The organism is Methylophaga sp. (assembly GCF_965655755.1).
GTDB lineage: Bacteria > Pseudomonadota > Gammaproteobacteria > Nitrosococcales > Methylophagaceae > Methylophaga.
Genome location: NZ_CBFHHW010000014.1, coordinates 948 through 25,557 on the forward strand (window position 1 = coordinate 948; position 24,610 = coordinate 25,557).

Sequence of the window (24,610 nt, forward strand, 5' to 3'; positions counted from 1 at the left end):
TATTTCGCTTAGTTTCGTAATTCTGATAGGCATAAGACAACATACCTTCGAAATAAACCCTATCGAGCGATTTGCTGAAATAAGCCGTTAATTGATAGGTATCAATATCGGCCCCATCGCCATTGCGGAAGTCGTTCATATCAACGTCCGTTTTGCCATAAGCAAAAGCCGCCCCGAGGGTTAACTGACTATCTGATGTGAAATCGAGTCCACCCATCACACCGTGGAAGTCAGCGTCAGAACCCGCGAATCCGCCTGCACTGTCACGATCTGCCTTGGCTCCTATGGCTTTCAACCATGCGTGCCGTTCCAGAACGCTGTCATCGCCTGATGACAGGCCGCTGGCTTGGCCATGATGCTGTGTTGATGCTGTTGAAAGCGCTGTGGTCCCACTTCTCACGGAGTCCAGACGAACCTGCACGGTATCAAAACCGGTCGATACGTTGTTTGTGGCAGACTGACCGAGCACTTGACTCTGCTCGGGAGAGATCAACTTCATTGCCAGAGCCTTACTTTCATCGGTCATTGCATCCAGTATGGTAATAACATCCGCCAATTCTCCCGTGGCGGAGCCGCTCAGGGAGTCAAGATGTTGCCCCAGACTTGTTTGATTGCTCTCCGCCGCAGTCTCAAAAACACCTCCACCTAGTTCATCTTCAGAGACCACTTGATCCTGGGTGATTGTATCGGCACCGGTACCGTTGTATCGCGAATCAACGACTTGTATGCGATAGCCTTCAAATCTGAACTGCCCTGCAGTGGCAATAACGGTAAAAGTGGTTGTTGCATTTCCAGTTGTAATATTAGCGGCTACCAACGATGGGTCGGTCACATCAAGACCGTTCGTGCTCTGAGATGCCGTTGTAAAGTCTGACGTCAGCGTGTCGTAAGAAAAGGTCTGGGTCCAGCTATCAATAGAAACTTTAACCGCATCACCGGCGGACCATTCAAGTGCAGCGTCGCCGCTACCTGTTTGATCAAAGTCAATCGACACACTTCCAGAATTGCCGCCCCCCTCATAAGTGAGCTGCGTAATTTCCAGACCGGTTCCTGAAGACAGATTGATTGGTTCATTGGCTGCAGCTTGGGTGAATAGGTGACCAGCATGGACTGGCATTGCAAACCATATTAAAAAAGGTATCGCAAAAAGGCTTAGCAATCGTCTCATGTGTCACTCCCTAGTGATCTTTCTGGATGTCCATTTATGTTTGTAATTAAACTTCCATAGATTAATGGTAATTTAATCCAGATTTTGGTGCTACCCACAAACTTTAAAATAAAGCATGTAATTTAATCTCACCTCCGGCAGTGAAATTCTATTTAACCATAACGTGCATAATGTGAATTTGTCCACACTTATTGTGGTGACATTAACTTAAACACTTCTCATTCACAAAGTCGTAATAGCAAGTAGTATGATCACTCGAGAAGTTATTATTTTCAGAGAGGGATCTAAACCAAAATGAAAAAAACGCATTATCCATTTGTCGCCATCATTTATTTGATGTTCTCATTTAATGTGGCGGCTGATTTTAATGATGGTGTGGAAGCAGCATCACAAGGGGACTTCAGTACGGCACGTAATGAGTGGAAGTCAGCAGCAGAACAAGGCAATGTTGATGCTCAATATAATTTAGGGGCTTTACTGCTCTCAGGTAAGCTCGGAAAAGCTGATATCGGTAATGCGGTCAAATGGTTTGAAAAAGCATCGGACAATGGTCATACCGAAGCTTCGTATGCGTTAGGTATGATCTTTTACAAAGGAAATGAAAACCAGCTGAAACAAGATTTTCCACGATCTTTTACTGCTTTTATGCGCGCGGCTGAGAAAGGTAATGCTGCATCTCAATATAGTGTTGGCACGATGTTGATGCATGGGCAGGGGGTAACGAAAGATCTTTTATCCGCCAAGGAGTGGTTACAAAAAGCGGCTGCAAAAGGGCATCCCCAAGCCCAGTTTAACCTCGGTCTTCTCCATTCAAGCGGCATCAATCCTCATCACGACTTCGCCCTCGCACTTAAATGGTTTAAACGCGCTGCCGATAACGGGGTGAATCAGGCAATGTACCGGGTAGCGAAAATGTATTTTGATGGTAATGGTGTTACACAGAATCCGGAAGAAGCCAAAAAATGGTTTAGCAAAGCTTCCCAGCACAATCATGTTACTGCCATGTTTGATTTAGGATTTATGAACTATGTTGGGATGGGTGAAGAGCCTAACCCTTCAGAGGCCTTGGATTGGTTTCTTCTGGCTGCAAAAGGTTGGGATAGAAATGCGCAATTTTATCTTGGGAAAATGTACATGGCTGGAAATGGGACCGGAAAGGACCTTTCCGAAGCGTATAAATGGTTTGATTTGGCCGCTTCTAGCGGCCATGAAGATGCACATTTGTACCGGTCCGCGTTGGCAGTTAAATTATCTGATCAAGAGAGAAATCAGGCTAGAAATAATGCCCAGCAATGGTTCGACAATAACCATGACACGCCTCACCACCATTATGGTTTAAAGCCGCATAATCACTAACTGTTCTATCACTCTGGATTATCGGCGCGTAATACGTGGAAGACAATCGTCCGAGACGAACTGATTATGTTGGTGCAAGATAACGTAAGAGTTAATCGCCAGATAAACAACCAAACCATGCCTACCATGACTGCCGGAGTGGTTTATGACTTTATTAATGACTAAGTCAGGATATTACAAACAGCCAAGAGAATGTGATTAATGAACCGTTTGCTGACTTATATGCTGTTTATGATAGCGCTAGTTATTCAAGGTTGTGCCAGTCTTGATCCTGCTAGTAGAAATGAACATGCCGATAAACTGGCATCGCAGTTCGGCTGGACCAAAAAAATATTAAAAACCGATTTTTTTTCCCATAAGCTCTATTTTTCTGATCAAAAAATAAGTTCACGATTGGTCATTTATCTTGAGGGTGATGGTCTGGCTTGGATAAATAAAAATACACCGTCATCAAATCCTACACCTCTAAACCCAGTGGCATTACAACTTGCTCTGCAAGATCCTCGTGGCGCGGTGTTCTACCTCGGTCGTCCTTGTCAGTATGTACAATCGCCTGCCTGTACTCAAAAATATTGGACATCAGATCGTTTTGCACCAGAAGTGATTGCATCAATCGATCAAGCTATATCTTTATTAGTAGCAGAGACACAAGCACAAGAAGTGGAATTAATTGGGTACTCTGGGGGAGGTGGAGTAGCAGCTCTAGTGGCTGCAAGGCGAGATGATGTGGTGATGTTAGTGACGATTGCTGGTAATTTAGATCATAAAGAATGGACAACATTACACACTGTTTCAGCGTTAACGGGTTCACTGAATCCGGCAGATTATTGGCGGTTGTTAATGGATACCCCCCAACGGCATTATGTCGGTGCCGAAGACACGATTATGCCACCGGCGGTAGCCGCATCTTTTCAGCGCAGATTTCCTGTTGGCCACAAGCCGGAAATCAAAATTATCAAATTCGCCAATCATCATTGCTGTTGGATAGAGCAATGGCCGGATTTGCTTAATGAGGCTTTGTGAAGTGACTCTGCTTATGTTTTCTCCAGCGTATTAACTGTCATTTGAGTGATGAGCATGATCATTAACACTGCGGCACCAAAGACATACAAACCGGGATGAATCTGAATGCTGGCGATGGCACCCATCTTGACGGTGACAATCAGCATAGCCACGACCATCACATCCAACATAGCCCAGCGTCCATAATCATGGACCAATCTGAGCAGCTTCATTTTATTCGGATGGGGGCGCTCATCATTTTGTAATAATCTGAATAACAAAATGATTTTAGTCAGCGGCACTAGTACGCTAAAACAGCCAATGACAATAAACAGCACATACTGCTCAGCTTTCCAAAGTTCTGTAATACCGGAAATGACAGAGAAGTTGTTACTGACTACGATAAATTGGGTTATCGTCAGCATCGGTAGAAACAAGCCTGCTACTAGCAAAAGACTGCTGATAGCAAGCAGCCAGCGAAGTAGGGTGAAACGAGATTGAAGCTGTTGGACGTCAGGCACGATCTTTTTTAGCGATATAGCGTGGCTTATCTTTGTTCTTACTCTTAACCTTATTACTTTTGGCTTTTGGCGTCAGGCCTTTCATTTTTAAGACCGGCAGCGCCTGGCCAATATGATGCTCTACCCGTTGCAGGTTTTGGTGATCATGTGGTTCTACCAAATTGACAGCGGTGCCCGCATGTCCGGCACGACCCGTTCGACCTACACGGTGAATATAGATATCCCCCCGAAATGGAACGTCATAATTAATAACATGACTGACTTGCGGTAAATCCAGACCCCGAGCCGCGACATCGGTGGCGACCAGCGCTTTGATTTTGCCCTGGCGGAATTTACGTGTTCGCTCACGGCGATCTGCCTGAGCATAATCGCCATGTACAACTTGTGCTGATATGTTCTGTGATTGCAGAAACGCGTTGACTTCTTCTGCTCTTTCTTTTTTATTACAGAAGATTAAGGCACTTTGACAATCGGGTTGTTGAATCACGGCAGCTAATAACGCTTGTTTATGCTCGCGGTTATCAGCAAGATAAACCTGCTGCGTGACTTGTTTGGCATATTGATTCGAGGCATCGACTTCAATCCGGGCAGCATTCGGTAGAAGGGCATTGGCAAACAGCTCAACGCCTGAACCTGCCAACGTTGCCGAAAACAGACTGGTCTGGAATGCGGTTGTGATCGTAGCGAGCACATTCGCGACATCGGGGCCCTGACCCATATCCAGCATTCTGTCGGCTTCGTCAATCACTACAAATTCAACCTCTGAAAGGTCGGCTTGATCATTTTCTACCAGGTTAAGCAAACGACCGGGGGTGGCGATGATGATATCGCAACCGTTGTCCAGATAACTTAACTGTGCGGTTGGTGCTTGGCCGCCAGTTATCATCGCTATAACAGGCTGATCTGCTTTGCCCAGTGAATGTAGAACGAACTGAATCTGAAATGCCAGTTCACGAGTTGGTGCCAGGATCAGCGCTTTGGCTAACCTGCCGTGATTTGGTTCATCCAGCAGTTTTTGTAGCAAAGGTAATACGAATGCGGCCGTTTTACCGGTACCGGTGGCGGCACAAGCCAGCACATCTTCGCCGGCCAGTAGAAGCGGAATCGCCTCCTGTTGAATCAGGGTAGGTTCTTTGTAACCTTGGTCTGAAGCTGCTGATAGCAACGACTCATCGAGCATTAAATCTTCAAATTGCATTAACGAATAATCCGAAAAGCGACAACTTCATTTTCGAGCATCATGGGAACGATCACCAAGTTTTTCTCCGGCATCACAGTATGATCCGCGCTGCCTTGCTCAAACTCAATCAGCGTTTCACTGTTTCCATTCGGTGAAATCTGTAACAAACGACCATTCATCCAATCAGTGACCAGATAATTGCCCATTCCATCTGCTTCGACACCATCTAAATTACCGACGGGTGTTCCATCCCCCAAACTGGTCAATTCCATTGTTTTGAGATTGATCTTTTTGAGATGACCGGGGACATCAGTGGTAAATCCATCAACCATATTGCCCCAACTGCCAATAATTAAATTGTCATTTTCGGCCAGTAAACCATTCGGTGCTTCCAAGCCTGGATCAGCAAACCATAGCTTGAATTCGTCATCTGCCAGACGATAAATACGATTGGTCATCATATCGCTGACATAAACATTATCATGCTTATCAATCGCGACATCATTCAAAAATTGAGCGCCTTCAGCGGGGTAACGCTGCACAATCTTTTCATTTTTGATGTCAATAACGACCAGTTCATTTATGTCAGCAACATAGAGATAGTCACCATTGAGTGCCAACCCCTTGGGCGCATTCAATTCATCCATCCAATGCAGGCTCAGAATTTTTCCATCCACCGATAACTGAGTGATAAATCCATTACCATCGACGGCATCTGGAGCGCCATTCACGTTTGAAACAAACAGCGAATCGCTGCCAGGATGATAAATCACAGACTCTGGTCCCATCAGGTCTGGCGTTGTTTTCCATACGGGTTTTAACTTTGGACCGGCCAGTGCAGATGTTGAAAGTAGGCTAAGCGCCAATAGAACAGGAAGAAATTTCATTGTTACCTCCATTACAATAATGCAAATATGATAGCAGTCACGGGGGGGAAATGCTCAGGCGTTTAACACCAACAGACTGCCGCCGACCATGACCAGGCAGGCCCCCAGTCGACGAAAAATGTGTTTTTCATGAAAGATGCGATAGCCAAGAAACACCTGCAAAACCATGCTTAACTGAAACAAAGCCAGTGAGTAAGCAACCAGCAATTTTGAAAAAACCAACATGGTCATGAATTGCATCAGGAAAATTAAACAGCCCAGATACAGCAGTGAGTAAATTTCATTTTTAGCTAAGCTCAAATCCTCGCGAAAATTATCACGTACAAACAGCCACTGCGCTAAACCCGCCAGTGGTAAACCAATCAGACACCAAAAAACAGTCGTTTGCAGCGCACCTCCGGCAATAACAGCATTTTTAAGCGGTAAGGTACCGATAGAAAATAATAAAATCGACAGAAAACGGAATTGAACGCCTTTTTCGGAAAAAAGGTGCCAGATTCTTCCCTGGCTGGTTTTGGGCGGAAACAGAAAATAACTGCCAGCTACAATGACACATACGCCAAAAAAGCCCTGAGCGTTTGGAATCTCACCAATAAAAATCATCGCCAGGATCATGGAAATCACGACCTTATAGGCATTGAGCGGTCCGAATACGGACAAATCAGTTCGTGAGAGTGACATGACGAGGAATAAGGTCCCAGCCATATCGAGCAACGCAGCAAAAAAAATGTTTACCCAGAAGGCCTGTGTTAGCTGAAACGGATTAAAGGTCCATAGCAGAGGCAGACATATAATTGCCAGAACCACATAAGAAGCAAACACAATAAAAAACGGATGCAAGCCACGATGGGTTAACTGTTTCTGAAAGACATTAGAAAACGCTGAGAACAGCAGGCGTCCCAGAACCACAAACATTTCCACGGAGTTTAATCCTCAGGTGGAACAGATTGATAAAGTTGATCAGAACCCACTGTGTAGCGGTTAAAAATACGGTAGTTACCGGCTTCATCAAAACTAATTACGGTAAAGTTATCTTTACGTGGCCCCATTTCCATGCCCGGTGTGCCGACAGGCATTTGGGGAACAGATAAACCTTTAATAGCGGGCTGTTGTAGCAATAAGCGTTTGATGTCATCTGCTGGTACATGCCCCTCAATCAGGTAGCCATCAATCATGGCCGTGTGGCATGAGCCCATCACTTTTGGTATGCCTGATTGGTGTTTTATCTCAGATAAATTGTGGGTTACCTCATCAGCAACGTTGAAGTTATGCTTCTCCAGATGTTGAATCCATTTATGACAGCACTGGCAGTCTGGACTCCGGTAAACCGTAATTTCAGCTTGCTGTTCCAATTCAAGCGCTGCCTGATCCCACTCACTATCAGCGGCAAGTGGCAGGCTCAAGGTGATAAATAAGACGAATAATATTTTTTTCACAGATATTCAACAAAAATTTCGGTTTTAGGACTGACTTTTTCAACATGCGTTAAGACCGACATCACAGTCTTTTCATTGATGGTATCAACTTGCTCGGGTAAGACATGAATATCAATACCAGCAGCGTTAAAAACTGTTAAATCAGACTCTTCGTGCAACGAAGGGTTCAGCCACAGGGTCGCTTTTTGCGACAGTATTTCTGTTTCCGCTTCTCTCAGCCCTTCTTCGGTGAAAATCATAAAGATCATGGCGCATTATCAATGGCAAGGTACGACTTTTCTGAGATGGCTGTCCATGCATCGTCTTTCTGACGGAATGTTTCATAAGCGTCATAGATACGTTTGAACTCAGGATCCGCTGCCGCTTCTTCAGCCAACGTTTCCTCTGTCATCTGTTCCAGACGGCGTAAGACATCATCCGGGAAACGATGAATTTCAACATCCTGGCGTGCCTGCAATTCTTTTAATGCGGTCATATTTTTTTGTTCCATTTCTGACAACATTAAGACATTCTCAGATTCTGCCGCGTGGGTGATAATGGCTTGTAAATCAGCAGGCAAACCATCCCAGGCGCGTTTGTTGACTGTGAGTTCCAGTACGGTACCGGGTTCATGCCAGCCCGGATAATAGTAATGTCTGGCAGCGCGATACAATCCTAAACGTTGATCATGGTAGGGACCAATCCACTCAGTGGCATCAATCGTATTACGCTCCAGAGCGGTATAAACTTCACTGCCTGCTAAAAGCACTGGATTACCCCCTGCCTTGGCAAACACCTTACCTCCAAGACCAGGAATCCGCATTTTCAGCCCCTGCAGGTCCTCAACCGAGTTGATTTCTTTATTAAACCATCCACCCATTTGCACACCCGTGTTGCCAAGTGGGAACGGAACAACGTGGAATGGCTCGTAAACTTCACGCCATAGTTCGAGGCCTCCACCGTGATAGAGCCAGGCATTCATGCCGCGAGGAGTCATTCCAAAAGGGACAGTAGAGAAGAATTGAGCTTCAGGTACTTTTCCTGCCCAGTAATAGGCACTGCCATGTCCCATTTCAACGGTACCCTGCGACACGGCATCAAACGCCTGCAGAGCCGGAATTAATTCACCACCGGCATAGACTTTGATATTCAGACGACCATTGGACATGGTTTTAATATTGTCAGCGAAGCGTTCAGCGCCTTCTTGTAATACCGGAAAGCCAGGCGGCCAGGTGGTTACCATTTTCCAGTTATAAATTTTACCGTCGGATACTGCAGAACCGGTGCCACTACTGTCTTCTGGTCCGCAGGCTGTTAACAACACGGTAGCCAGCAGGCTAAGTAATAAAGAACGGATAAAAGCAGTTTTCAGCATGGTTGTGTCGATCCTGAGTTATAAGACGTCTAACTTAGCATATGCGAGAACAAGCCACTTACTTCCGGCATGTTTAAAGTTAACCTGTACCCGGGCATTTTTGCCAGCTCCTTCGGTATCGATGACGATACCACTACCAAATTTTTGGTGGTGTACCTGTTGGCCCGTTTTTAAACCGGTTTCATTGGTGTCCAGACTATTTGAGTTCGAACGGTTTCTAGCTGAAAGTCCCGGTGAAATATGGTTGTTGCGAGCGCGCACTTCTTCAATGCAGTCGGTCGGCAGTTCACTTAAAAAGCGGGATGGTCGTTGGATCATTTCCTGACCGTAGAGAAAACGTTGTTCGGTATAGAGCAGATACAGCGTTTGTCTGGCACGCGTCATCCCAACATAACAAAGCCGGCGTTCTTCGGCGAGACGAAGCGGATCATCGCTCGATTTTTGCCCCGGGAATAAGCCTTCTTCCATTCCCACCATAAAGACCAGCGGGAATTCCAGGCCCTTCGCTGAGTGCAAAGTCATTAATTGCACGCAGTCTTCCCATCGGTCACCTTGATTTTCACCTGCTTCCAGCGCGGCATGTGACAAAAAGGCATCTAGATCCGTCATGTTTTCATATTCTTCGTCTTGCGGACGCTTAAATTGTCGCGTTGCGGCGACCAGTTCATCCAGGTTTTCTATACGGCCCTGGCCTTTTTCGGATTTATCTTTGCCAAAGTGGGCACGTAAACCGGTTTCATCTACCACCAATTGCGTTAACTCATGCAAGGGCATATCGGCACTTTCGGGTGTCAGCGAATCGATTAAGGTCATAAAACCGGCCAATGCATTGCCAGCCCGTGCAGCAAAGGCTTTAGCATCGAGCATCTCAATTGAGCTTTGCCACATAGTGATGCCACGCTCACGCGCATACTGTCTTACTTGCGTCAGTGTAGCCGCACCTATACCTCGGGTGGGCGTATTGATGATGCGCTCAAAGGCGGCATCATCCTGACGGTTCGCTATTAATCTAAGGTAGGCGAGAACATCTTTGATTTCAGCACGTTCGAAGAAACGTAAACCACCATAAACACGGTAGGGTGTACCCGTCTGTAATAAGGCTTCCTCTATGACCCGCGATTGCGCATTAGAACGATACAAAACAGCAGTATCGCTGCGTTGATTACCCTCACTGACCCATTTGCGAATTTGTTCGACCAGATATGAGGCTTCATCGCGTTCGTTAAAGGCGTTGTATACCTGGATCGGTGTGCCATCGTCGTCTTCTGTCCACAGCTCTTTACCGAGGCGCTCGCTGTTATTAGAAATAACAGCATTAGCCGCTTTCAATATATTGCCAGTGGATCGATAGTTCTGTTCTAGACGAATGGTGCTGGAGTCCGGATAGTCGGTATCAAATTTCTGGATGTTTTCGATACGGGCGCCACGCCAACCATAGATGGATTGATCGTCATCACCGACGATGAAGAGATTGCCACTATTGCCTGTCAGTAAACGCAACCAAGCATATTGAAGCGTATTGGTATCCTGAAATTCATCAACTAGAATCTGGCGGAAACGTTGCTGATACTGAGCCAGAATATCAGGCCGCTTAAGCCAGAGTTCATGACTGCGCAATAAAATTTCGCCAAAGTCGATGACGCCGGCACGCTGACACGTCTGCTCATAAGCCTGATAAATAGCCAACATCTTTTGTGAGTATGGATCGTTACCCGCCTGGATGTCCTTGGCTCGAAGTCCCTCGTCCTTTTGACCATTGATATACCATTGCGCCTGCTTTGGCGGCCACTGCGCTTCATCCAGCTCCATGCCGCGGACGATGCGTTTGAGCATCCGGAGTTGATCATCACTATCAAGGATTTGAAAGCTCTGCGGCAAGTCGGCGTCTTTCCAGTGAGCGCGCAGCAAGCGGTGAGCCAGTCCATGGAATGTGCCGACCCACATTCCGCCGGGTGGAAACCCGAGAATATCTTCGATGCGTCCTCGCATTTCAGCCGCGGCTTTATTAGTGAATGTCACTGCAAGAATATTCGATGGTGAAAAATTCTCTGCCTGAATAAGCCAGGCAATGCGATGCACTAAAACACGTGTTTTTCCGCTTCCCGCTCCGGCAAGAATGCGGGCATGGCCTAAAGGAGCGGCCACTGCTTCACGCTGTGGCTTATTAAGGTCGTTCAGTAACTCGGAAACATCCATTATTTGATCATAAGGTCAGAGAATAGCTGTAGTAGCCACCTGTCGGCGCCAGACAAGCAGGTAGGAAGAAGCACAATCATTTTCTGAGCATCACAATGACCTGTCACTGCGATACAGAAATGAATCGAATGGGGTTGGCCTTCCCCACATCCAAAAAGATGTGGGGGGATAGGACAAGCTTAAATGTTGCTGTCCAGAAAGGCGGACAATTGTGACTTCGTTAAAGCGCCTACTTTCGTTGCTTCGACTTCACCACCCTTGAATAGCATCAGAGTAGGGATACCACGGATGCCATAGCGCGGCGGTGTGTCCTGGTTTTCGTCAATGTTCAGTTTGCAGATCTTTAATTTGCCTGCATATTCAGAACCAATCTCTTCCAAAACAGGTGCAATCATTTTGCAGGGACCACACCATTCTGCCCAGTAATCAACCAGAACAGGAATGTCGGACTGCAATACTTGGCTATCAAAGTCGCCATCGGTCACGTTGGTGACGTTTTCGCTCATGTTTTATCTCCAGTGGTATATAAAGTATCGTGGGTCTATACTCCCATGCGATAGAGCCTAACATTTTTTCCTATCATCAGAGCTAATGCAAGTATTTATATGAGTGCACATTTAACCGAGCAGGCCTTTTCAACACTGCCGCTCCATGCTTCCCTGCGGGCCGGATTGGCCAAAGCAGGCTTCGAATTCTGTACGCCAATCCAGGCGCAGTCGCTGCCTTTTTTGCTTGCTGGCCGTGATGTCGCGGGACAAGCGCAAACAGGAACGGGTAAAACAATTGCTTTCCTGTTAGCGACTTTTCAGCGTTTACTGGAAACACCGCCTCCAGAGAATTGGGATAAAAAACAACCCCGCGCATTAATTCTTGCGCCAACACGTGAACTTGCGATTCAGATTGCGAAAGATGCGGCGCTACTCAATGTCGAATCCGGACTTCGGATTGCGATAGCACATGGTGGTAAGGATTATCAGCGTCAACGCGATAATATCACCGATGGTGTGGACGTGTTGATCGGTACACCGGGCAGATTGCTTGATTATCAGAAACAGCGTGTATTCAGCCTGAAATTTATTGAGGCCATGGTCCTAGATGAAGCGGATCGTATGTTTGATCTGGGGTTCATTAAAGATGTGCGCTATTTTTTACGTCGCATTCCTGCGCCTGATAAACGACTCGGTATGCTTTTTTCCGCTACGCTCAGCTATAAAGTAAGTGAATTAGCCTATGAGCATATGAATAATCCCGAAAAAGTACAGATCGCCCCGGAAAAAATGATGGGTGATCGTATTGAGGAATGGGTGTATTACCCGGCAAATGAAGAAAAAGTCCCTTTATTATTGTCTCTAATAGAGCGATTACAGCCGGAACGGGGCATTATATTCGTCAATACCAAGCATGTAGCCGATCGTGTCTGGCGCTATCTGGAAGGCAATAGTCATAAAGCCTCACTGTTGTCAGGTGATGTGCCCCAGAAAAAACGGGAACGCTTACTACAGCATTTTCAAGAGGGTGAGTTTCCGTTCCTGGTCGCGACAGATGTAGCGGCACGTGGCCTCCACATACCTGCGGTGTCACATGTGTTTAATTACGATCTGCCGCAGGATGTAGAGGATTATGTGCATCGCACCGGCAGAACAGCTCGAGCTGGTGCCAGTGGCGTGGCGATTAGTTTTGCGTGTGAAGAGTTTGTGTTTTCTTTGCCCGAAATCGAAGATTATATTAAACATAAACTGCCCGTGGCTTCGACAACAGATGAGACGCTCGTCACCCCCAAGCCGCCGATAAAACGTGAGAAAAAGCCGTCAAGTGATAGGAAATATAACGACTCGGGGAAAAACCGCCGGCCGCGTCGAAACAATAACAGGCAGGGAAAAGCGCCGGCGAAAATGAACTCAAATGCAGATAAACAGTAACAGACCGGCTGATTATTACCCGCTCGCTCCCGCGAACGGGCGTAGTAACGCTCGTCTGCCAGTTGTCTTTGATGCTAATGCTGACGTTAAGCCTGTCGTCGCAGATAATAGACCGGATACTACAACTGTTGTTCTACCTGCAACGTCCAGTCAGGATGGTCAACAGGCACGATTTGTTCGCAATTTTTCTACCACAGAGCGCCAATTCAGTGATGGGGCGGCGCAAAGTCAGGTTTTACCTGCTGCTGTTCAGCAGTATCTCTTCATAAACGAAATCCCTAATCAACAATCTTCGGCACAAGGACAGTTTTTGGATGAGATGGTTTAGCATCCTGCTATGCAGTGTATGGCTCGTCACCGGTTGTGCAACCGGTAATTCAACTCAAAATAGCAATGCCGGCCTATCAAGACTGGCAAAAAGTGATGTCGATGAAGTCATCGAAATCCACCAAAAAGCTGTTTTAGGTGACCTTAAAAAATTGATGGTCAAGCTGTATAAACGTAATCCTAACCTTCGTTATGATCGTGAAATCAGGTCGATTAAAGCAAGCGTCGATCTGACTTTTTCCCGTCGTTTTGATTTTAATTATCCTGAGTTTAAGCGCATTAAAAAGCCTACCGATATCGTAAGATTGGCAATGGATGAGCGTTACCAGGGCGATCGGGTATTAGCTTTCATTGTCGGATTAAGAAAGATGCTGATGGCATCGTATGACAATCATCAGGAGTTTTTCTATCTGACGTCTATCGATCAGCAAAAGCTCTACAACAGTGCCCGTAATATTGAGATTGCAGCCTGGCTTTTGGCAAAAAAACGGGATAGGGATGGAAATTTATTAATTTTAAGTGACAGCCTGTCTGAGGAGACGCGAAACTTAAGTTATCAGCGCCTTATTGGACGCATGATTGCGACTCAGGACAATCTGGCTTTGGTTATCTCGCAGAAAACAGGCCGGATTATTAAAACCTTTGTGGTGCGAGCCGCTTCCTTGGTGTTTTTACCTATCTAGTGATTGTCACCGTTATTGAAAGCAACGCCCGCTGTAATGATAAAACGCATTGCCTGCTCCATCGTCATATCAACGTTACGCAGTTTACTCTTGGCAATCATCACCGGATAACCACCTACGTTGTAACTCATAGGTAGGTACACCAGTACCCGTTCTTCTTCATCACCGTCGATGACAGGCAAATCTTCTGATGAACTGATTGTTACAAAACCAATCAACTCCATACCATTTTCGAACTGAACTGCCACTACTTGTTGGAACTGATTTTTGCGGCCAGGAGAGAAGTATTGGAAAAAGTCACGAATCGCCCCGTATACCGATTTAATTAAGGGCATGTGATAGAGCATTTCTTCAATCTTACTGAAGAGAATTTTAACCACGTAAGTCTGCATCAGAATGCCGATAGCAAAGACTAAACCAATACCAGCAACCACCCCCATGCCTGGCCAGTAAAAATAATCTGGCAGGATAAATTTAATTACTTGCCCCAAGGCTTGTTCCGTTGTAATGACAAACCACGAAACCAGATACAGGGTGAGCATGACAGGTAATATAGTGATCAAACCTGTTATGAATAAGCGGGCAAGTGTTCCAAACATAATAATTCTCCTTGTGAGCTTTATGGCTAGTATAGATAGTAACCGTACTTCCGTATCAAGGGACACACTGCACGCGAGCTACGTCACAGCCTAAAATGCTTAGTCTGAAATAGGCCGCTTACTTAAACTGGGTTGAGCAAAAACTCGACTGGCGGCCTGATGCATAAATAGGTTTTTCAACCATGCGTTTTGATTGACGCTTTTCAAACCTGTTTTCCTCAACCACCGGAGAGGGCCGATCTGATTGCTGAAAACGCGTTTGAACATGTCCATGCTCAGTTGCATCAAAACATTATCAGCACGACGTTGACGTTGGTATTTTTGCAGTGTGTGTAAACTGCCGATGTCGCGACCATGCACCGCAGCGTTGATGACTACTTCACTCAATGTTGCTGCATCAAGCAGACCGATGTTTACTCCCTGGCCGGCTAACGGATGGATGGTGTGCGCCGCATCGCCCACTAAGGCGAATCCCGGCTGAATATAAGTGGCCGCATGTTGAAGTTGAAGCGGAAAAGCGGCACGTTCACTGATGGCGGTGACTTTACCCAGTTTTTCTTCATAGGCAGCGTTTAAAGCCTCAATAAACTCAGTTTCAGGTAGATCCATCAACCGATCAGCGCTATCGGTGTTTAATGACCATACGATAGAGCTTTGATGTTCATCAGCTAGAGGCAAAAAAGCGAGCGGTCCCTCGGTCAAAAAGCGTTGCCACGCTGTATGCTGGTGGGAATGCTCGGTCGTCACCGTGCAAACCAAGCCTTTTTGTTGATAGGACCAGCCTTTGAATGGAATTTTGGCCCATTGTCTTAATGCTGAATGAGCGCCATCAGCGGCTATGATTAATTTGGCATTAATGTGTTGACCGTTATCAAGTTCAAGCCGGAAGGGTTCATAGCTGAGTGGTGATGCTGGGCTGATCACGTCGATGTTTGCGGTTTTTTTGCATAAATCCAGACAGGTCTGTTGTAACACTCGGTTTTCCAGTAAGTGGCCTAGCCAAGGTTCACCCATATCAGCACTATTGAAATGTATTTCACTGTCAGCGCTCTCCCACACTTTCATATCAGTAAAGGCACTTAGGCGCTTTTCGGGTAGGTATTGCCAGACCCCAAGGTTTTGTAGAATCGATTCGCTGCTTCGGGTTAAGGCGCTGACACGAAGTTCATAAGAGGCATCAACATTAAGCTGTGTTGGCGTATGCGCTTCAATCAATGCAATACGAAAATCAGCATGTTTCGACAGTGCCAGTGCCAGTGTGGCACCCACCATTCCGCCACCCACAATAGCGATATCGAATTGTGCATTCATAAAGTTATGCCTCTACCCAAACGAGGTTGTTTTTGGCCTAGTCCCATACTTTTTTGGGCCAGTCCGTGTTTTGCAAATGGCATCAAGTCTGTGATTGCCAAGCCAGCGCCGCGCAGGTGGCCGAGTAGGCTGATATCGTTACTGAACAACTTGACCAATCTGTCAGTCGTTCTGACAACTTGGTCCTGATCCTTCTGTCGCCATTGCTGATACGCTTGCAGTAGACGCAAATCGCCACAGTCTTTTTGTTGGTTATGGATAAGATCGGCCAGTACGGCGACATCACGTAAACCCAGATTGAAGCCTTGCCCGGCAATGGGGTGCAGGCTGTGCGCTGCGTTACCGATGAATACAATACGATCCTGAACCGGCATATCCGCCTGCATCAGTGTCAGAGGATGGCTGTGACGTTGGCCTACCCGGGTAAAGCGTCCGGCCCGATAGCCAAATCGCTCTTGTAAGCGTTCAATAAAGGCCTTATCACTGATGCTGAGTAAATTATTTTCATCACCTGATTTAACGGTCCAGACCAGGCTGCAACGGTTATCTGACATGGGCAGTAATGCCATTGGCCCCGTCTCAGTAAAGCGCTCATAAGCCCAGCCATGATGGGGTTTGTCGGTGCTGATATTTGCTGTCACAGCGGTCTGTTCGTAAAACTGTTCCCAGGCGTCAACGCCTAGTAACTCTCTGATAGTGGAATTTTTTCCATCTGCCGCAACCACCAACTTGGCTTTACATATATTGCCTGAGTTGAGCGTTAATTCGACTTGCGATTGATTATGCCTAAGCGCTTTAACTTGATCCGGGCAAAGTAAGGTTAAATTAGCCTGTTGTTGAAGCCGATTGTTAAGTTGATGACCTAATTCTCGAGCTGTTAAGACATGGCCTAATGCCGGCACCTGTTCCGTTTCGGCAGAAAGGCGTGTCACACCAAATCGGCCGCGTTCTGAAACATGAATATGTTTAATCGCGGTGGTGAATGCCGCAACATCTGACCACAGTCCCATGCTGTTGAATATGCGTTGAGAACCATAGCTCAGGGCTATACCACGGTCATCATAACTGGGTTGGCTATCGGTTTTTAGAGACTGGGCTTCGATAAGCCCAATCTTGAGATCACTATTTTTCAGGGCGATAGCCAGACTGGCGCCGACCATGCCGCCGCCAACAATTAACAGATCAAACTCAGTCAGGTTCAATTTAGTATATCGCCTTTGACATTAAGGTTTCGATAGCGTCTATCTCCTTGGGCGCCGCCTCGGTTAATACTTCACAACCGGTTTTTGTGACCAGAACATCATCTTCAATCCGGATACCCGTGAAGTGCCATTTTTTATCGACATGAGCAGGGTCGCGAATATACAGGCCTGGTTCGACTGTCAGTACCATGCCAGGCTCCAGTAATCGCCATTCACCGCCTACTTTGTAATCACCTACATCATGAACGTCCATACCCAACCAGTGACCAGTTCGATGCATATAAAACTCACGGTAAGCGCCATCTTTGATCAGCTGGTCCAAATCACCTTTTAATAAGCCTAAATCAAGTAATCCCTGAGTTAATACTTCTATGGCGGCCTCATGTGGCTGATTCCAATGATTACCGGGCTTGACTGCAGCGATAGCGGCTTTTTGAGCATCCAATACGATTTGATAAAGCTGTCGTTGTGCACGGGTAAACTTACCGTTAACGGGGAAGGTTCGGGTGATGTCTGCTGCATAACATTCAAACTCGGCACCGGCATCAATCAACAATAAATCATTGTTTTTAAGTTTGCTGCTATTTTCAATGTAATGCAGAATGCAACCATTCTCACCGCCACCTACAATGGAAGGGTAGGCGGGTGAGCGACAGCCATTTTTCATAAATTCGTGAATGAGCTCTGCTTCGACTTCAAACTCCCATTTTCCTGCCGCCGTAAACTGCATGGCACGGATGTGCGCTTGAACCGATGCTTTGGCAGCATGACGCATTGCTTTGATTTCTTGGCTGCTTTTAAACAGTCGCAACTCGTTGAGACAATGTTCGAGTTCAATGATCTCAGTGGGGGAGTGTTTGCCGGCACGTGACGCCTGACGCAGGTGATTGAGCCATGTCACCATGTGCTGGTCGAAACTAGGCTGATTCCCCATGGTGTAATACACCTTTTCTCTGCCTTCCAGCAGACCGGGCAAAATATCATCCAGATCCGTAATAGGGTAAGAGTCATCAGCACCATATGTGCTTACTGCGCCTTCTTGCCCGGCGCGATAGCCATCCCATATTTCCTTATCGAGATCACGTTCGCGGCAGAACAGAATATATTCACCATGCTCGCGGCCCGGGATTAACACCATCACCGACTCGGGTTCATCGAATCCGGTCAGGTATTGAAAGTTACTGTCACTGCGGTAAGGAAAGTCAACATCGCGGTTACGATTGGCAACCGGTGCATTGGGTAACACAGCAATACTGTCTTCTCCCATAATTTCCATTAGTCGCTGACGACGTTTAGCAAATTCTTTTTTTAACATTAGTGCTCTGTGCTTTCTTGGGTTGGATCGACAGGCTGCATTTCGCCATAAAGTAAAAACAGACCCATGCGCATATATTCAACCAGTTCTTCAAAGTTGGCTCTTTCTTCTTCAGTTTCTTCGACTTCGTCAAAGCTTACCTGACTGACTTTTATCACATCAGTGACATATTCCTGACAATCATCAGATAATTCCGTTTCATTGCTCATGCCCGAGACGCCCAAGCCATAGGCCAGACCCTGACACCAGTCAGCAAGAGCGGAAAGACGTGACGCCAGTGGCGCATTGTCCGCAGGTAATTCCATCTGAAAATCGAAGTCGAGACTGTTTAGCGCTTGAATCGTCTCATCGAATAAATGGGTTAAATCCAGCTTTTCTTCATCCGCCGGGGCAAAGTCATCAAATAAACTTTTGTACCAGTTTGTGCGGTCAGCCATAGAATCCATACACAGTAAGCCGCATAATGCACCCTGAAGTTCGGCCAGAGTAGCCGGACCATCTCCGGTCTGTTGGTCAGCTGACAGAGAAGGAAAGTAAAGTTGTGACATAAATAAAACCTGAATGTTGTAATGTAGATAGTCATAATTAGTTCTAACTAATCAGACCCTGATCGCTGTCTATTATGACAGTTGTTGACCCGGTCGGCAGGCCGCGTCTATAGTTAGCCTTATTCTCGCACAGTCAAGAACTCATATTAATGGATAAAAATGCGATTCAACAATTGGAACAACAAGTAGATGAACTGCTTCGTACCAGTCGTCGTTTGCGGGAAGAAAACATGTTACTGCGATCCCAGCAGGCTGCATGGTTGACCGAACGTTCCCAGCTAATCGAAAAAACTGATGTGGCCCGCGGCCGTATTGAAAAAATGGTCAGTCGTCTTAAAGGATTGGATAGCGAATTATGAGTTCACCCGTTACCGTCAATATTCTGGGAAAGGAATATCAAATTGCCTGTCCGGAAGAAGAAAAAGAGGCTCTGATTGCTTCAGCGCGAATGGTCCATGACAATATGGAAAAGATTCGTAGCTCGGGCAAAGTAGTCGGTGTCGATCGTATTGCGGTTATGGCGGCACTGAATTTAGCGCACGAATTGATCGTGTTCCAGCATGATGAAGGTCATGACATGGAAAAAGTGAATAACAAAATAGTACAACTTAAAGAGCGAGTTAGCGCTTTTCTGGACGAAGATCGCCAGCTTGAGCTATAAAAAAACTTGAACAGACAAACCTGAATTTGCGTACAATTTGGTTATGTCCCTGCGGTGATCGATAGCGACAAGCGTGTCTTGAGCCGATAAGCAAATGCTTAAGGAAACTGATATGACGAGGTTGAAAAACAGGCCCGCTTTTGACGGGAAGTTTGCCATCCTCATGAAGTTTCCCTCTTGAACTCTCTGGTTCAAGAACCCCGTTCGTACCGACACTGTGGGGCATATTTCCCCCCTTTATCCTCATCGCTGCTAGAAAATAATAATGAATTAACTCCTCTGCGGTGGGGTTGTTTTTCTTTGTTAGATGAAACGACTATATTTTAAGTCTATTCATGAGTGTATAGCACGAGTATGAACACTAGACTGCTGAAGATTATTTGCTGATAAGGTGAGTCTAGCCCAAGTGTTACAGTCATATTAAGTAAGGATCATCCGTTGGCGGGAAAAAGGGGCATTTTGATATGGAGCAGCATTCCTAAAAATACTGTTCACATACAATTCCAGTCAAAAACATGCTTTGTTTGTTGGTGAGAGGTGAAGTCAAATGACAAGGAAAAAATTTGAGCACGATGACTTGCTGGCGGACTTAAACAAGCACCTTTCGCTAAGAGAAAAGTTGATAAGTGTGCATCAGGTTATTAAGCAAAGCCTGCCGTTTATCGTTCGTATCTCTGTCACTATTTTTGATCCTGAAACGCGAGTGTTGAAAACTTTTCTTGATAGCAGTGATAAGGACGTTTCGCTTAACAATTATGAAGCCCGGTTGGATGATATCCATTCTTTAAAAGAAATTTATGACAAGGGCAGGCCGCGTGTTGTTAATAATTTACTGACATATGCCCATTCGGAACGGTCCCACAGCAAGCAATTGCAACAAGGCGAGTATGAAGCCAGTTATACGATGCCAATGTATAATCATGGCGCTTTTTTCGGCCTTTTGTTTTTCAATTCGAGTGCAGCGGATGTTTTTGATCGGAAAACGCTTGATCAGCTCGATGTGTTCGGCCATATGTTGGCGCTGATGGTTATATCAGAGTTGAGCACTATCAAAACGCTGACCGCGGCATTTAAAACAGCCACCCACATTGCCCATCTGCGTGATCCAGAAACAGGCTCTCATCTTGATCGTATGTCCCGCTACAGTCGGCTGATTGCGAAAAGCCTAGCGGATAAATATAAGCTGTCCGATGACTATATTGAGCACGTTTTTATGTATGCGCCGTTACATGATATCGGCAAGATTGCCATTCCTGACCATATACTGCTTAAACCAAGTAAGCTGAATGAGACTGAGATGGAAATAATGAAAACACATACAATTAAAGGCCGAGAAATGATTGATGATATTCTCTGTAATTTCGGCCTTAAAGGTATTGCGCATGTTGATATCGTGCGTAATATTGCTGAATTTCACCATGAGACAATCAATGGTATGGGATATCCTTCAGGCATGACGGGTGATGAAATACCCTTGGAAGCAAAAATTATTGCCGTTGCAGACATCTTTGATGCGTTAACCAGCGAGCGTCCTTATAAGAAGGCGTGGACCAACGATAAGGCACTAGCCAAATTACAGGAACTTGCCGGTGAAAGTATTGATCAGGACTGCGTCAATGCGCTGAATGATAATATTGAACAAGTACAAGATATACAGCGCTATTTTCAAGAAAGCCTTTATAGCTAAGGGTGTCTGGACAACTAATTTGTTTTTATTTCTATTTTCAAGAGAGTCAAAAATAAGTTATCGATGAACTAGCGCGATGCTACAGATGCTCACGAATGCTTTTAATAATTGCTTGGGTATCTGGTTTGATATTCCGCCAGATCAGAAACGCTTCCGCGGCTTGTTCAACCAACATACCTAGTCCGTCTATAGCTTTGCCGGCTCCGTGATTCTTTGCCCAAGTGATAAAAGCTGTGTCGTTCTCGCTGTACATCATGTCGTAGCAACTGGCGTTAGCGGCAAGCAGCTTATCCGGCAGGGGCGGTACTTCGCCTTGTAAACTTGCCGCGGTGGCATTAATCACCAGATCAAACTCAGGTTGGATAGCGTTAAATCCACCGCCTTTTACAGGGCCTAAGTCTGCGAAGAGAGCGGCTAGTTGTTCGGCTTTGCTGACTGTGCGGTTGGCTATAAACAGTTCTTTTGGTTGGTAACTGAGTAATGGCTCGATGACTCCCCGTGCTGCGCCACCGGCACCGAGTAGCAATATACGCTGACCTTTGAGGGCGATATGATTGTTGAGCAGATCTTGACAAAGGCCCAGTCCATCAGTGTTTTCACCGTAAAGACTGCCATCACTCTTAAATATGAGCGTATTAATGGCACCTGCTCGCTGGGCACGCTCCGATTTTTCATCCACTAACTGCCAAGCTTCTTCCTTGAATGGCACGGTGATATTGATTCCTTTAAATTTCAATATATCGTGGAGTTGTTTAAGGCTGTTTGCCAATCCATTGAGTGGCACTTCAATTGCTGTGTATTCAATATCCTGCTCAGTCTGTTTAGCAAATTCGCTGTGTATCAACGGTGATTTACTGTGACTGATGGGATGGCCAATAACGGCATATTTGTCGGTCATAAGTTATGGTTAATCTCTCTAGAATAATTTTGGCACAGAGGTCGGTTTCAATTGTTGAGTTGTTGCGCGATGTCTTTCGCAAAATAACTCAGAATGCCATCAGCACCCGCGCGCTTGAATGCCAACAGACTTTCCATAATGGCGTCGTTACCTAGCCATCCGTTTAATACGGCAGCCTGAAGCATCGCATATTCTCCACTGACTTGATAAACAAAGGTGGGTTTCTGGAAGGTTTGTTTAACTCGGTAAAGCACATCGAGATAAGGCATGCCGGGTTTAACCATCACCATATCGGCCCCTTCTCGAATATCAAGAGCAACTTCATTCAGGGCTTCATCACTGTTGGCTGGGTCCATTTGATAGCTGAATTTATTACCTCCGGCCAGGTTGCCGGCACTGCCGACCGCATCCCGAAAAGGGCCATAAAAGGCGGAAGCGTATTTGGCTGAGTAGGCCATGATGCGGGTATGAATAAAGCCAGTGAATTCCAGTGCATCACGAATAGCACCAATTCGGCCATCCATCATGTCTGATGGTGCAACAACCTGAGCCCCAGCCTCAGCATGAGAGAGCGCCTGTTTGATCAAGACTTCGACAGTTTCATCATTGATAATGTAACCACTGTCATCAATCAGACCATCCTGTCCGTGTGTAGTGAAAGGATCCAAAGCGACATCCGTCATGATGCCAAGTTCAGGAAATTCATGACGCAATGCTCTTACTGTTCGCTGAACCAGACCATCCGGATTAAACGCCTCACGCGCATCCAGCGTTTTCTTGTCTTTGTCGATGACAGGAAATATCGCCATCATTGGTATGCCAAGCGCATGAATGGTTTCTGCTTCCTTGAGCAATAAATCAATGCTCAGCCGTTCGACGCCCGGCATCGAACTTACAGCTTCCCGATGATTGTTTCCTTCCAGTACAAAGCAGGGATAAATCAGGTCATCCGCATGAAGCTGATTTTCTCGCATCAACCGTCTCGAAAAATCATCTTTGCGCATACGACGCGGTCTGTGTGTGGGAAAACCAGACTGGGGAATAATGAAGTCAGACATCCAATACCTTTCAAAACCGTTTGTTGTGCGCTCAATCTTACCGGCAGTGGCGATACTTGTCATCGTTTTTGGCGTGGACGAGAAGTGTAGTTATGGGCTAAAATTGCAAAGATTTTGTCTGGGGAGAACGTCATGTTTGCCCCATTATTTTTATCTGGTGGAGGTCTCCCTTGCGCACGAGTGCATTACTTGCTCTTGAAGATGGCACGGTCTATCACGGCGAATCGATTGGCGCAGTTGGTCAATCTGTCGGTGAAGTTGTGTTTAATACGTCAATGACTGGCTATCAGGAAATCCTGACCGATCCATCATATTGTCGTCAGATTGTGACACTGACTTATCCGCATATTGGTAATGTCGGTGTGAACTCTGAAGATGAAGAGTCAGATAAACCTTACGTCAGTGGTCTGATTATTCGGGATCTATCACCTGTGGTCAGTAGCTGGCGCAGTGAAGAGTCACTGGATGCTTATCTGGTACGCCACAATGTGGTCGGTCTGGCCGGCATTGATACCCGTGCACTGACACGCCGTTTGCGTGAAAAAGGTGCGATGAAAGGCTGTATCGTGGCGGGCGATAACATTGATGTGAAAGCAGCGATTGAAGCAGCGAAAGGCTTTGAAGGTCTCAAAGGTATGGACCTGGCGAAAGAAGTCAGCACCAAAGAGAGCTATGAATGGAGTGAAGGTTGCTGGCATCTTGATGGTGAGAATCGGGCAGAAGCACCCCGTTTCCACGTCGTCGCTTATGATTTTGGTGCCAAGAAAAATATTCTTCGCATGCTGGTCGAGCGAGGTTGCAAACTGACTGTTGTGCCAGCACAAACCTCAGCTGAAGACGTATTGGCGATGAACCCTGATGGGGTATTCTTATCAAACGGTCCGGGCGATCCTGAACCTTGTGATTACGCTATCAAGGCTATTCAGACGTTTCTTGAGAAAGAGTTGCCGGTGTTTGGTATTTGTCTTGGACACCAATTATTAGGTCTCGCCGGTGGCGCTAAGTCGGTAAAAATGAAATTTGGTCACCACGGTGCCAACCACCCGGTTCAGGAATTACTGGCAGGCCTGGTGATGATCACCAGCCAGAATCATGGCTTTGCGATAGATGAAGATAGTCTGCCTGATACCTTAAAAACGACACACCGTTCTTTGTTTGATGGCACCTTGCAGGGTATCCATCACACAAGCAAACCTGCATTCAGTTTCCAAGGGCATCCAGAAGCAAGTCCTGGCCCTCAGGATGCGGCTCCTCTATTTGATCACTTCATCGATCTACTCGAACAAGCGACAGGTAAATAAC

At 46.2% G+C, this 24,610-nt stretch carries 26 protein-coding genes and 1 other RNA gene; 10 read left to right on the forward strand and 17 right to left on the reverse strand.

The features are described from left to right. Positions 1-1,168, reverse strand: a 1,168-nt coding sequence (locus ACTF5U_RS06220; RefSeq protein WP_438970779.1) for an autotransporter outer membrane beta-barrel domain-containing protein, incomplete at its 3' end; no start/stop codon positions are given. Positions 1,169-1,462: 294 nt separating this feature from the next. Between ACTF5U_RS06220 and ACTF5U_RS06225 the strand changes: the two genes are divergently transcribed. Together ACTF5U_RS06225 and ACTF5U_RS06230 are read left to right on the forward strand one after the other, a co-directional pair. Next, the gene (locus tag ACTF5U_RS06225) at positions 1,463-2,524 is read left to right on the forward strand and encodes a tetratricopeptide repeat protein (RefSeq protein WP_438970780.1); all 1,062 of its coding nucleotides are present in this window, start codon (positions 1,463-1,465) and stop codon (positions 2,522-2,524) included. A gap of 201 nt (positions 2,525-2,725) precedes the next feature. Beyond that, positions 2,726-3,547: an alpha/beta fold hydrolase gene (locus ACTF5U_RS06230; protein ID WP_438970781.1), complete on the forward strand. Its 822-nt coding sequence runs from the start codon at positions 2,726-2,728 to the stop codon at positions 3,545-3,547. An 11-nt stretch (positions 3,548-3,558) separates the two neighbouring features. On the opposite strand, the gene ACTF5U_RS06235 is transcribed toward ACTF5U_RS06230, so the two are convergent. The 9 genes from ACTF5U_RS06235 to trxA form a co-directional block, all read right to left on the reverse strand. Beyond that, positions 3,559-4,047: a paraquat-inducible protein A gene (locus ACTF5U_RS06235; protein WP_438970782.1), complete on the reverse strand. Its 489-nt coding sequence runs from the start codon at positions 4,045-4,047 to the stop codon at positions 3,559-3,561. Beyond that, the gene (locus ACTF5U_RS06240) at positions 4,040-5,245 is read right to left on the reverse strand and encodes a DEAD/DEAH box helicase (protein ID WP_438970783.1); all 1,206 of its coding nucleotides are present in this window, start codon (positions 5,243-5,245) and stop codon (positions 4,040-4,042) included. The genes ACTF5U_RS06235 and ACTF5U_RS06240 overlap by 8 nt, the downstream gene beginning before the upstream one ends. Beyond that, positions 5,245-6,114 carry an SMP-30/gluconolactonase/LRE family protein gene (locus tag ACTF5U_RS06245; protein ID WP_438970784.1) on the reverse strand — a complete coding sequence of 290 codons (870 nt, stop codon included), beginning with the start codon at positions 6,112-6,114 and terminating at the stop codon, positions 5,245-5,247. Before ACTF5U_RS06245 ends, ACTF5U_RS06240 begins: the two co-directional genes overlap by 1 nt. A 54-nt stretch (positions 6,115-6,168) precedes the next feature. Next, a complete protein-coding gene (locus ACTF5U_RS06250) occupies positions 6,169-7,029 on the reverse strand; it encodes an EamA family transporter (RefSeq protein WP_438970831.1) in 861 nt (286 codons plus the stop codon). Between the two features lie 11 nt (positions 7,030-7,040). Then, a complete protein-coding gene (locus ACTF5U_RS06255; protein WP_438970785.1) occupies positions 7,041-7,550 on the reverse strand; it encodes a DUF411 domain-containing protein in 510 nt (169 codons plus the stop codon). After that, positions 7,547-7,798 (reverse strand): hypothetical protein, encoded by a 252-nt coding sequence (locus ACTF5U_RS06260; protein ID WP_438970786.1) that lies wholly within the window; start codon positions 7,796-7,798, stop codon positions 7,547-7,549. Before ACTF5U_RS06260 ends, ACTF5U_RS06255 begins: the two co-directional genes overlap by 4 nt. After that, positions 7,795-8,904 (reverse strand): TRAP transporter substrate-binding protein, encoded by a 1,110-nt coding sequence (locus ACTF5U_RS06265; protein ID WP_438970787.1) that lies wholly within the window; start codon positions 8,902-8,904, stop codon positions 7,795-7,797. The genes ACTF5U_RS06260 and ACTF5U_RS06265 overlap by 4 nt, the downstream gene beginning before the upstream one ends. A gap of 18 nt (positions 8,905-8,922) precedes the next feature. Further along, positions 8,923-11,100, reverse strand: a complete 2,178-nt coding sequence (uvrD, locus tag ACTF5U_RS06270; RefSeq protein ID WP_438970788.1) for a DNA helicase II — start codon at positions 11,098-11,100, stop codon at positions 8,923-8,925. A 179-nt stretch (positions 11,101-11,279) separates the two neighbouring features. After that, complete coding sequence (gene trxA, locus ACTF5U_RS06275) at positions 11,280-11,606, reverse strand: thioredoxin TrxA (RefSeq protein ID WP_438970789.1); 327 nt, start codon at positions 11,604-11,606, stop codon at positions 11,280-11,282. A 99-nt stretch (positions 11,607-11,705) separates the two neighbouring features. Between trxA and rhlB the strand changes: the two genes are divergently transcribed. Genes rhlB through ACTF5U_RS06290 form a run of 3 tightly spaced genes read left to right on the forward strand, consistent with a single transcriptional unit; the run spans position 11,706 to position 14,029 of the window. Beyond that, positions 11,706-13,019 (forward strand): ATP-dependent RNA helicase RhlB, encoded by a 1,314-nt coding sequence (gene rhlB / locus ACTF5U_RS06280; protein ID WP_438970790.1) that lies wholly within the window; start codon positions 11,706-11,708, stop codon positions 13,017-13,019. Then, positions 13,003-13,347, forward strand: coding sequence for a hypothetical protein (locus ACTF5U_RS06285; protein WP_438970791.1), 345 nt, complete (start codon positions 13,003-13,005; stop codon positions 13,345-13,347). The genes rhlB and ACTF5U_RS06285 overlap by 17 nt, the downstream gene beginning before the upstream one ends. Then, entirely contained in the window at positions 13,334-14,029 is a 696-nt protein-coding gene (locus ACTF5U_RS06290; RefSeq protein ID WP_438970792.1) for a hypothetical protein, read from the forward strand. The genes ACTF5U_RS06285 and ACTF5U_RS06290 overlap by 14 nt, the downstream gene beginning before the upstream one ends. Here the strand turns inward: ACTF5U_RS06290 and ACTF5U_RS06295 are convergent. The 5 genes from ACTF5U_RS06295 to ACTF5U_RS06315 all read right to left on the reverse strand — a co-directional run bounded on the left by ACTF5U_RS06295 (position 14,026) and on the right by ACTF5U_RS06315 (position 19,004). Beyond that, complete coding sequence (locus ACTF5U_RS06295) at positions 14,026-14,628, reverse strand: DUF502 domain-containing protein (RefSeq protein WP_438970793.1); 603 nt, start codon at positions 14,626-14,628, stop codon at positions 14,026-14,028. The genes ACTF5U_RS06290 and ACTF5U_RS06295 overlap by 4 nt on opposite strands. A gap of 99 nt (positions 14,629-14,727) precedes the next feature. Next, the gene (locus tag ACTF5U_RS06300; protein ID WP_438970794.1) at positions 14,728-15,939 is read right to left on the reverse strand and encodes a UbiH/UbiF/VisC/COQ6 family ubiquinone biosynthesis hydroxylase; all 1,212 of its coding nucleotides are present in this window, start codon (positions 15,937-15,939) and stop codon (positions 14,728-14,730) included. Beyond that, positions 15,936-17,141, reverse strand: a complete 1,206-nt coding sequence (gene ubiH / locus ACTF5U_RS06305) for a 2-octaprenyl-6-methoxyphenyl hydroxylase (protein WP_438970795.1) — start codon at positions 17,139-17,141, stop codon at positions 15,936-15,938. The genes ACTF5U_RS06300 and ubiH overlap by 4 nt, the downstream gene beginning before the upstream one ends. 1 nt (position 17,142) lies before the next feature. After that, on the reverse strand, positions 17,143-18,456 hold the full coding sequence (gene pepP / locus ACTF5U_RS06310; protein WP_438970796.1) for a Xaa-Pro aminopeptidase: 1,314 nt from the start codon (positions 18,454-18,456) through the stop codon (positions 17,143-17,145). Next, the gene (locus ACTF5U_RS06315; RefSeq protein WP_438970797.1) at positions 18,456-19,004 is read right to left on the reverse strand and encodes a UPF0149 family protein; all 549 of its coding nucleotides are present in this window, start codon (positions 19,002-19,004) and stop codon (positions 18,456-18,458) included. The genes pepP and ACTF5U_RS06315 overlap by 1 nt, the downstream gene beginning before the upstream one ends. 149 nt (positions 19,005-19,153) lie before the next feature. On the opposite strand from ACTF5U_RS06315, the gene ACTF5U_RS06320 reads away from it, so the two are divergent. The 4 genes from ACTF5U_RS06320 to ACTF5U_RS06335 all read left to right on the forward strand — a co-directional run bounded on the left by ACTF5U_RS06320 (position 19,154) and on the right by ACTF5U_RS06335 (position 21,352). Then, complete coding sequence (locus tag ACTF5U_RS06320; protein WP_438970798.1) at positions 19,154-19,363, forward strand: TIGR02449 family protein; 210 nt, start codon at positions 19,154-19,156, stop codon at positions 19,361-19,363. After that, positions 19,360-19,665, forward strand: coding sequence for a cell division protein ZapA (locus ACTF5U_RS06325; RefSeq protein WP_438970799.1), 306 nt, complete (start codon positions 19,360-19,362; stop codon positions 19,663-19,665). The genes ACTF5U_RS06320 and ACTF5U_RS06325 overlap by 4 nt, the downstream gene beginning before the upstream one ends. Positions 19,666-19,708: 43 nt before the next feature. Beyond that, a non-coding RNA gene (ssrS, locus tag ACTF5U_RS06330) (6S RNA) lies at positions 19,709-19,893 on the forward strand. Between the two features lie 319 nt (positions 19,894-20,212). Continuing rightward, complete coding sequence (locus ACTF5U_RS06335; protein ID WP_438970800.1) at positions 20,213-21,352, forward strand: HD domain-containing phosphohydrolase; 1,140 nt, start codon at positions 20,213-20,215, stop codon at positions 21,350-21,352. 79 nt (positions 21,353-21,431) lie between these two features. Here ACTF5U_RS06335 and aroE read toward each other — a convergent pair whose 3' ends face one another. Together aroE and hemB are read right to left on the reverse strand one after the other, a co-directional pair. Continuing rightward, a complete protein-coding gene (gene aroE, locus ACTF5U_RS06340; RefSeq protein WP_438970801.1) occupies positions 21,432-22,250 on the reverse strand; it encodes a shikimate dehydrogenase in 819 nt (272 codons plus the stop codon). 47 nt (positions 22,251-22,297) lie between these two features. Continuing rightward, positions 22,298-23,308, reverse strand: a complete 1,011-nt coding sequence (gene hemB / locus ACTF5U_RS06345) for a porphobilinogen synthase (protein ID WP_438970802.1) — start codon at positions 23,306-23,308, stop codon at positions 22,298-22,300. 170 nt (positions 23,309-23,478) lie between these two features. Between hemB and carA the strand changes: the two genes are divergently transcribed. Continuing rightward, positions 23,479-24,609: a glutamine-hydrolyzing carbamoyl-phosphate synthase small subunit gene (gene carA / locus ACTF5U_RS06350; protein WP_438970803.1), complete on the forward strand. Its 1,131-nt coding sequence runs from the start codon at positions 23,479-23,481 to the stop codon at positions 24,607-24,609. Position 24,610: the final 1 nt, after the last annotated feature.

Coding starts and splice junctions, on each gene's coding strand:
- ACTF5U_RS06225 (WP_438970780.1), top strand. CDS start 1,463: ATGAAAAAAACGCATTATCCATTTGTCGCCATCATTTATTTGATGTTC.
- ACTF5U_RS06230 (WP_438970781.1), top strand. CDS start 2,726: ATGAACCGTTTGCTGACTTATATGCTGTTTATGATAGCGCTAGTTATT.
- ACTF5U_RS06240 (WP_438970783.1), bottom strand. CDS start 5,245: ATGCAATTTGAAGATTTAATGCTCGATGAGTCGTTGCTATCAGCAGCT.
- ACTF5U_RS06245 (WP_438970784.1), bottom strand. CDS start 6,114: ATGAAATTTCTTCCTGTTCTATTGGCGCTTAGCCTACTTTCAACATCT.
- ACTF5U_RS06250 (WP_438970831.1), bottom strand. CDS start 7,029: ATGTTTGTGGTTCTGGGACGCCTGCTGTTCTCAGCGTTTTCTAATGTC.
- ACTF5U_RS06260 (WP_438970786.1), bottom strand. CDS start 7,798: ATGATCTTTATGATTTTCACCGAAGAAGGGCTGAGAGAAGCGGAAACA.
- ACTF5U_RS06265 (WP_438970787.1), bottom strand. CDS start 8,904: ATGCTGAAAACTGCTTTTATCCGTTCTTTATTACTTAGCCTGCTGGCT.
- uvrD (WP_438970788.1), bottom strand. CDS start 11,100: ATGGATGTTTCCGAGTTACTGAACGACCTTAATAAGCCACAGCGTGAA.
- trxA (WP_438970789.1), bottom strand. CDS start 11,606: ATGAGCGAAAACGTCACCAACGTGACCGATGGCGACTTTGATAGCCAA.
- rhlB (WP_438970790.1), top strand. CDS start 11,706: ATGAGTGCACATTTAACCGAGCAGGCCTTTTCAACACTGCCGCTCCAT.
- ACTF5U_RS06285 (WP_438970791.1), top strand. CDS start 13,003: ATGCAGATAAACAGTAACAGACCGGCTGATTATTACCCGCTCGCTCCC.
- ACTF5U_RS06290 (WP_438970792.1), top strand. CDS start 13,334: ATGAGATGGTTTAGCATCCTGCTATGCAGTGTATGGCTCGTCACCGGT.
- ACTF5U_RS06295 (WP_438970793.1), bottom strand. CDS start 14,628: ATGTTTGGAACACTTGCCCGCTTATTCATAACAGGTTTGATCACTATA.
- ACTF5U_RS06300 (WP_438970794.1), bottom strand. CDS start 15,939: ATGAATGCACAATTCGATATCGCTATTGTGGGTGGCGGAATGGTGGGT.
- pepP (WP_438970796.1), bottom strand. CDS start 18,456: ATGTTAAAAAAAGAATTTGCTAAACGTCGTCAGCGACTAATGGAAATT.
- ACTF5U_RS06315 (WP_438970797.1), bottom strand. CDS start 19,004: ATGTCACAACTTTACTTTCCTTCTCTGTCAGCTGACCAACAGACCGGA.
- ACTF5U_RS06320 (WP_438970798.1), top strand. CDS start 19,154: ATGGATAAAAATGCGATTCAACAATTGGAACAACAAGTAGATGAACTG.
- ACTF5U_RS06325 (WP_438970799.1), top strand. CDS start 19,360: ATGAGTTCACCCGTTACCGTCAATATTCTGGGAAAGGAATATCAAATT.
- ACTF5U_RS06335 (WP_438970800.1), top strand. CDS start 20,213: ATGACAAGGAAAAAATTTGAGCACGATGACTTGCTGGCGGACTTAAAC.
- aroE (WP_438970801.1), bottom strand. CDS start 22,250: ATGACCGACAAATATGCCGTTATTGGCCATCCCATCAGTCACAGTAAA.
- hemB (WP_438970802.1), bottom strand. CDS start 23,308: ATGTCTGACTTCATTATTCCCCAGTCTGGTTTTCCCACACACAGACCG.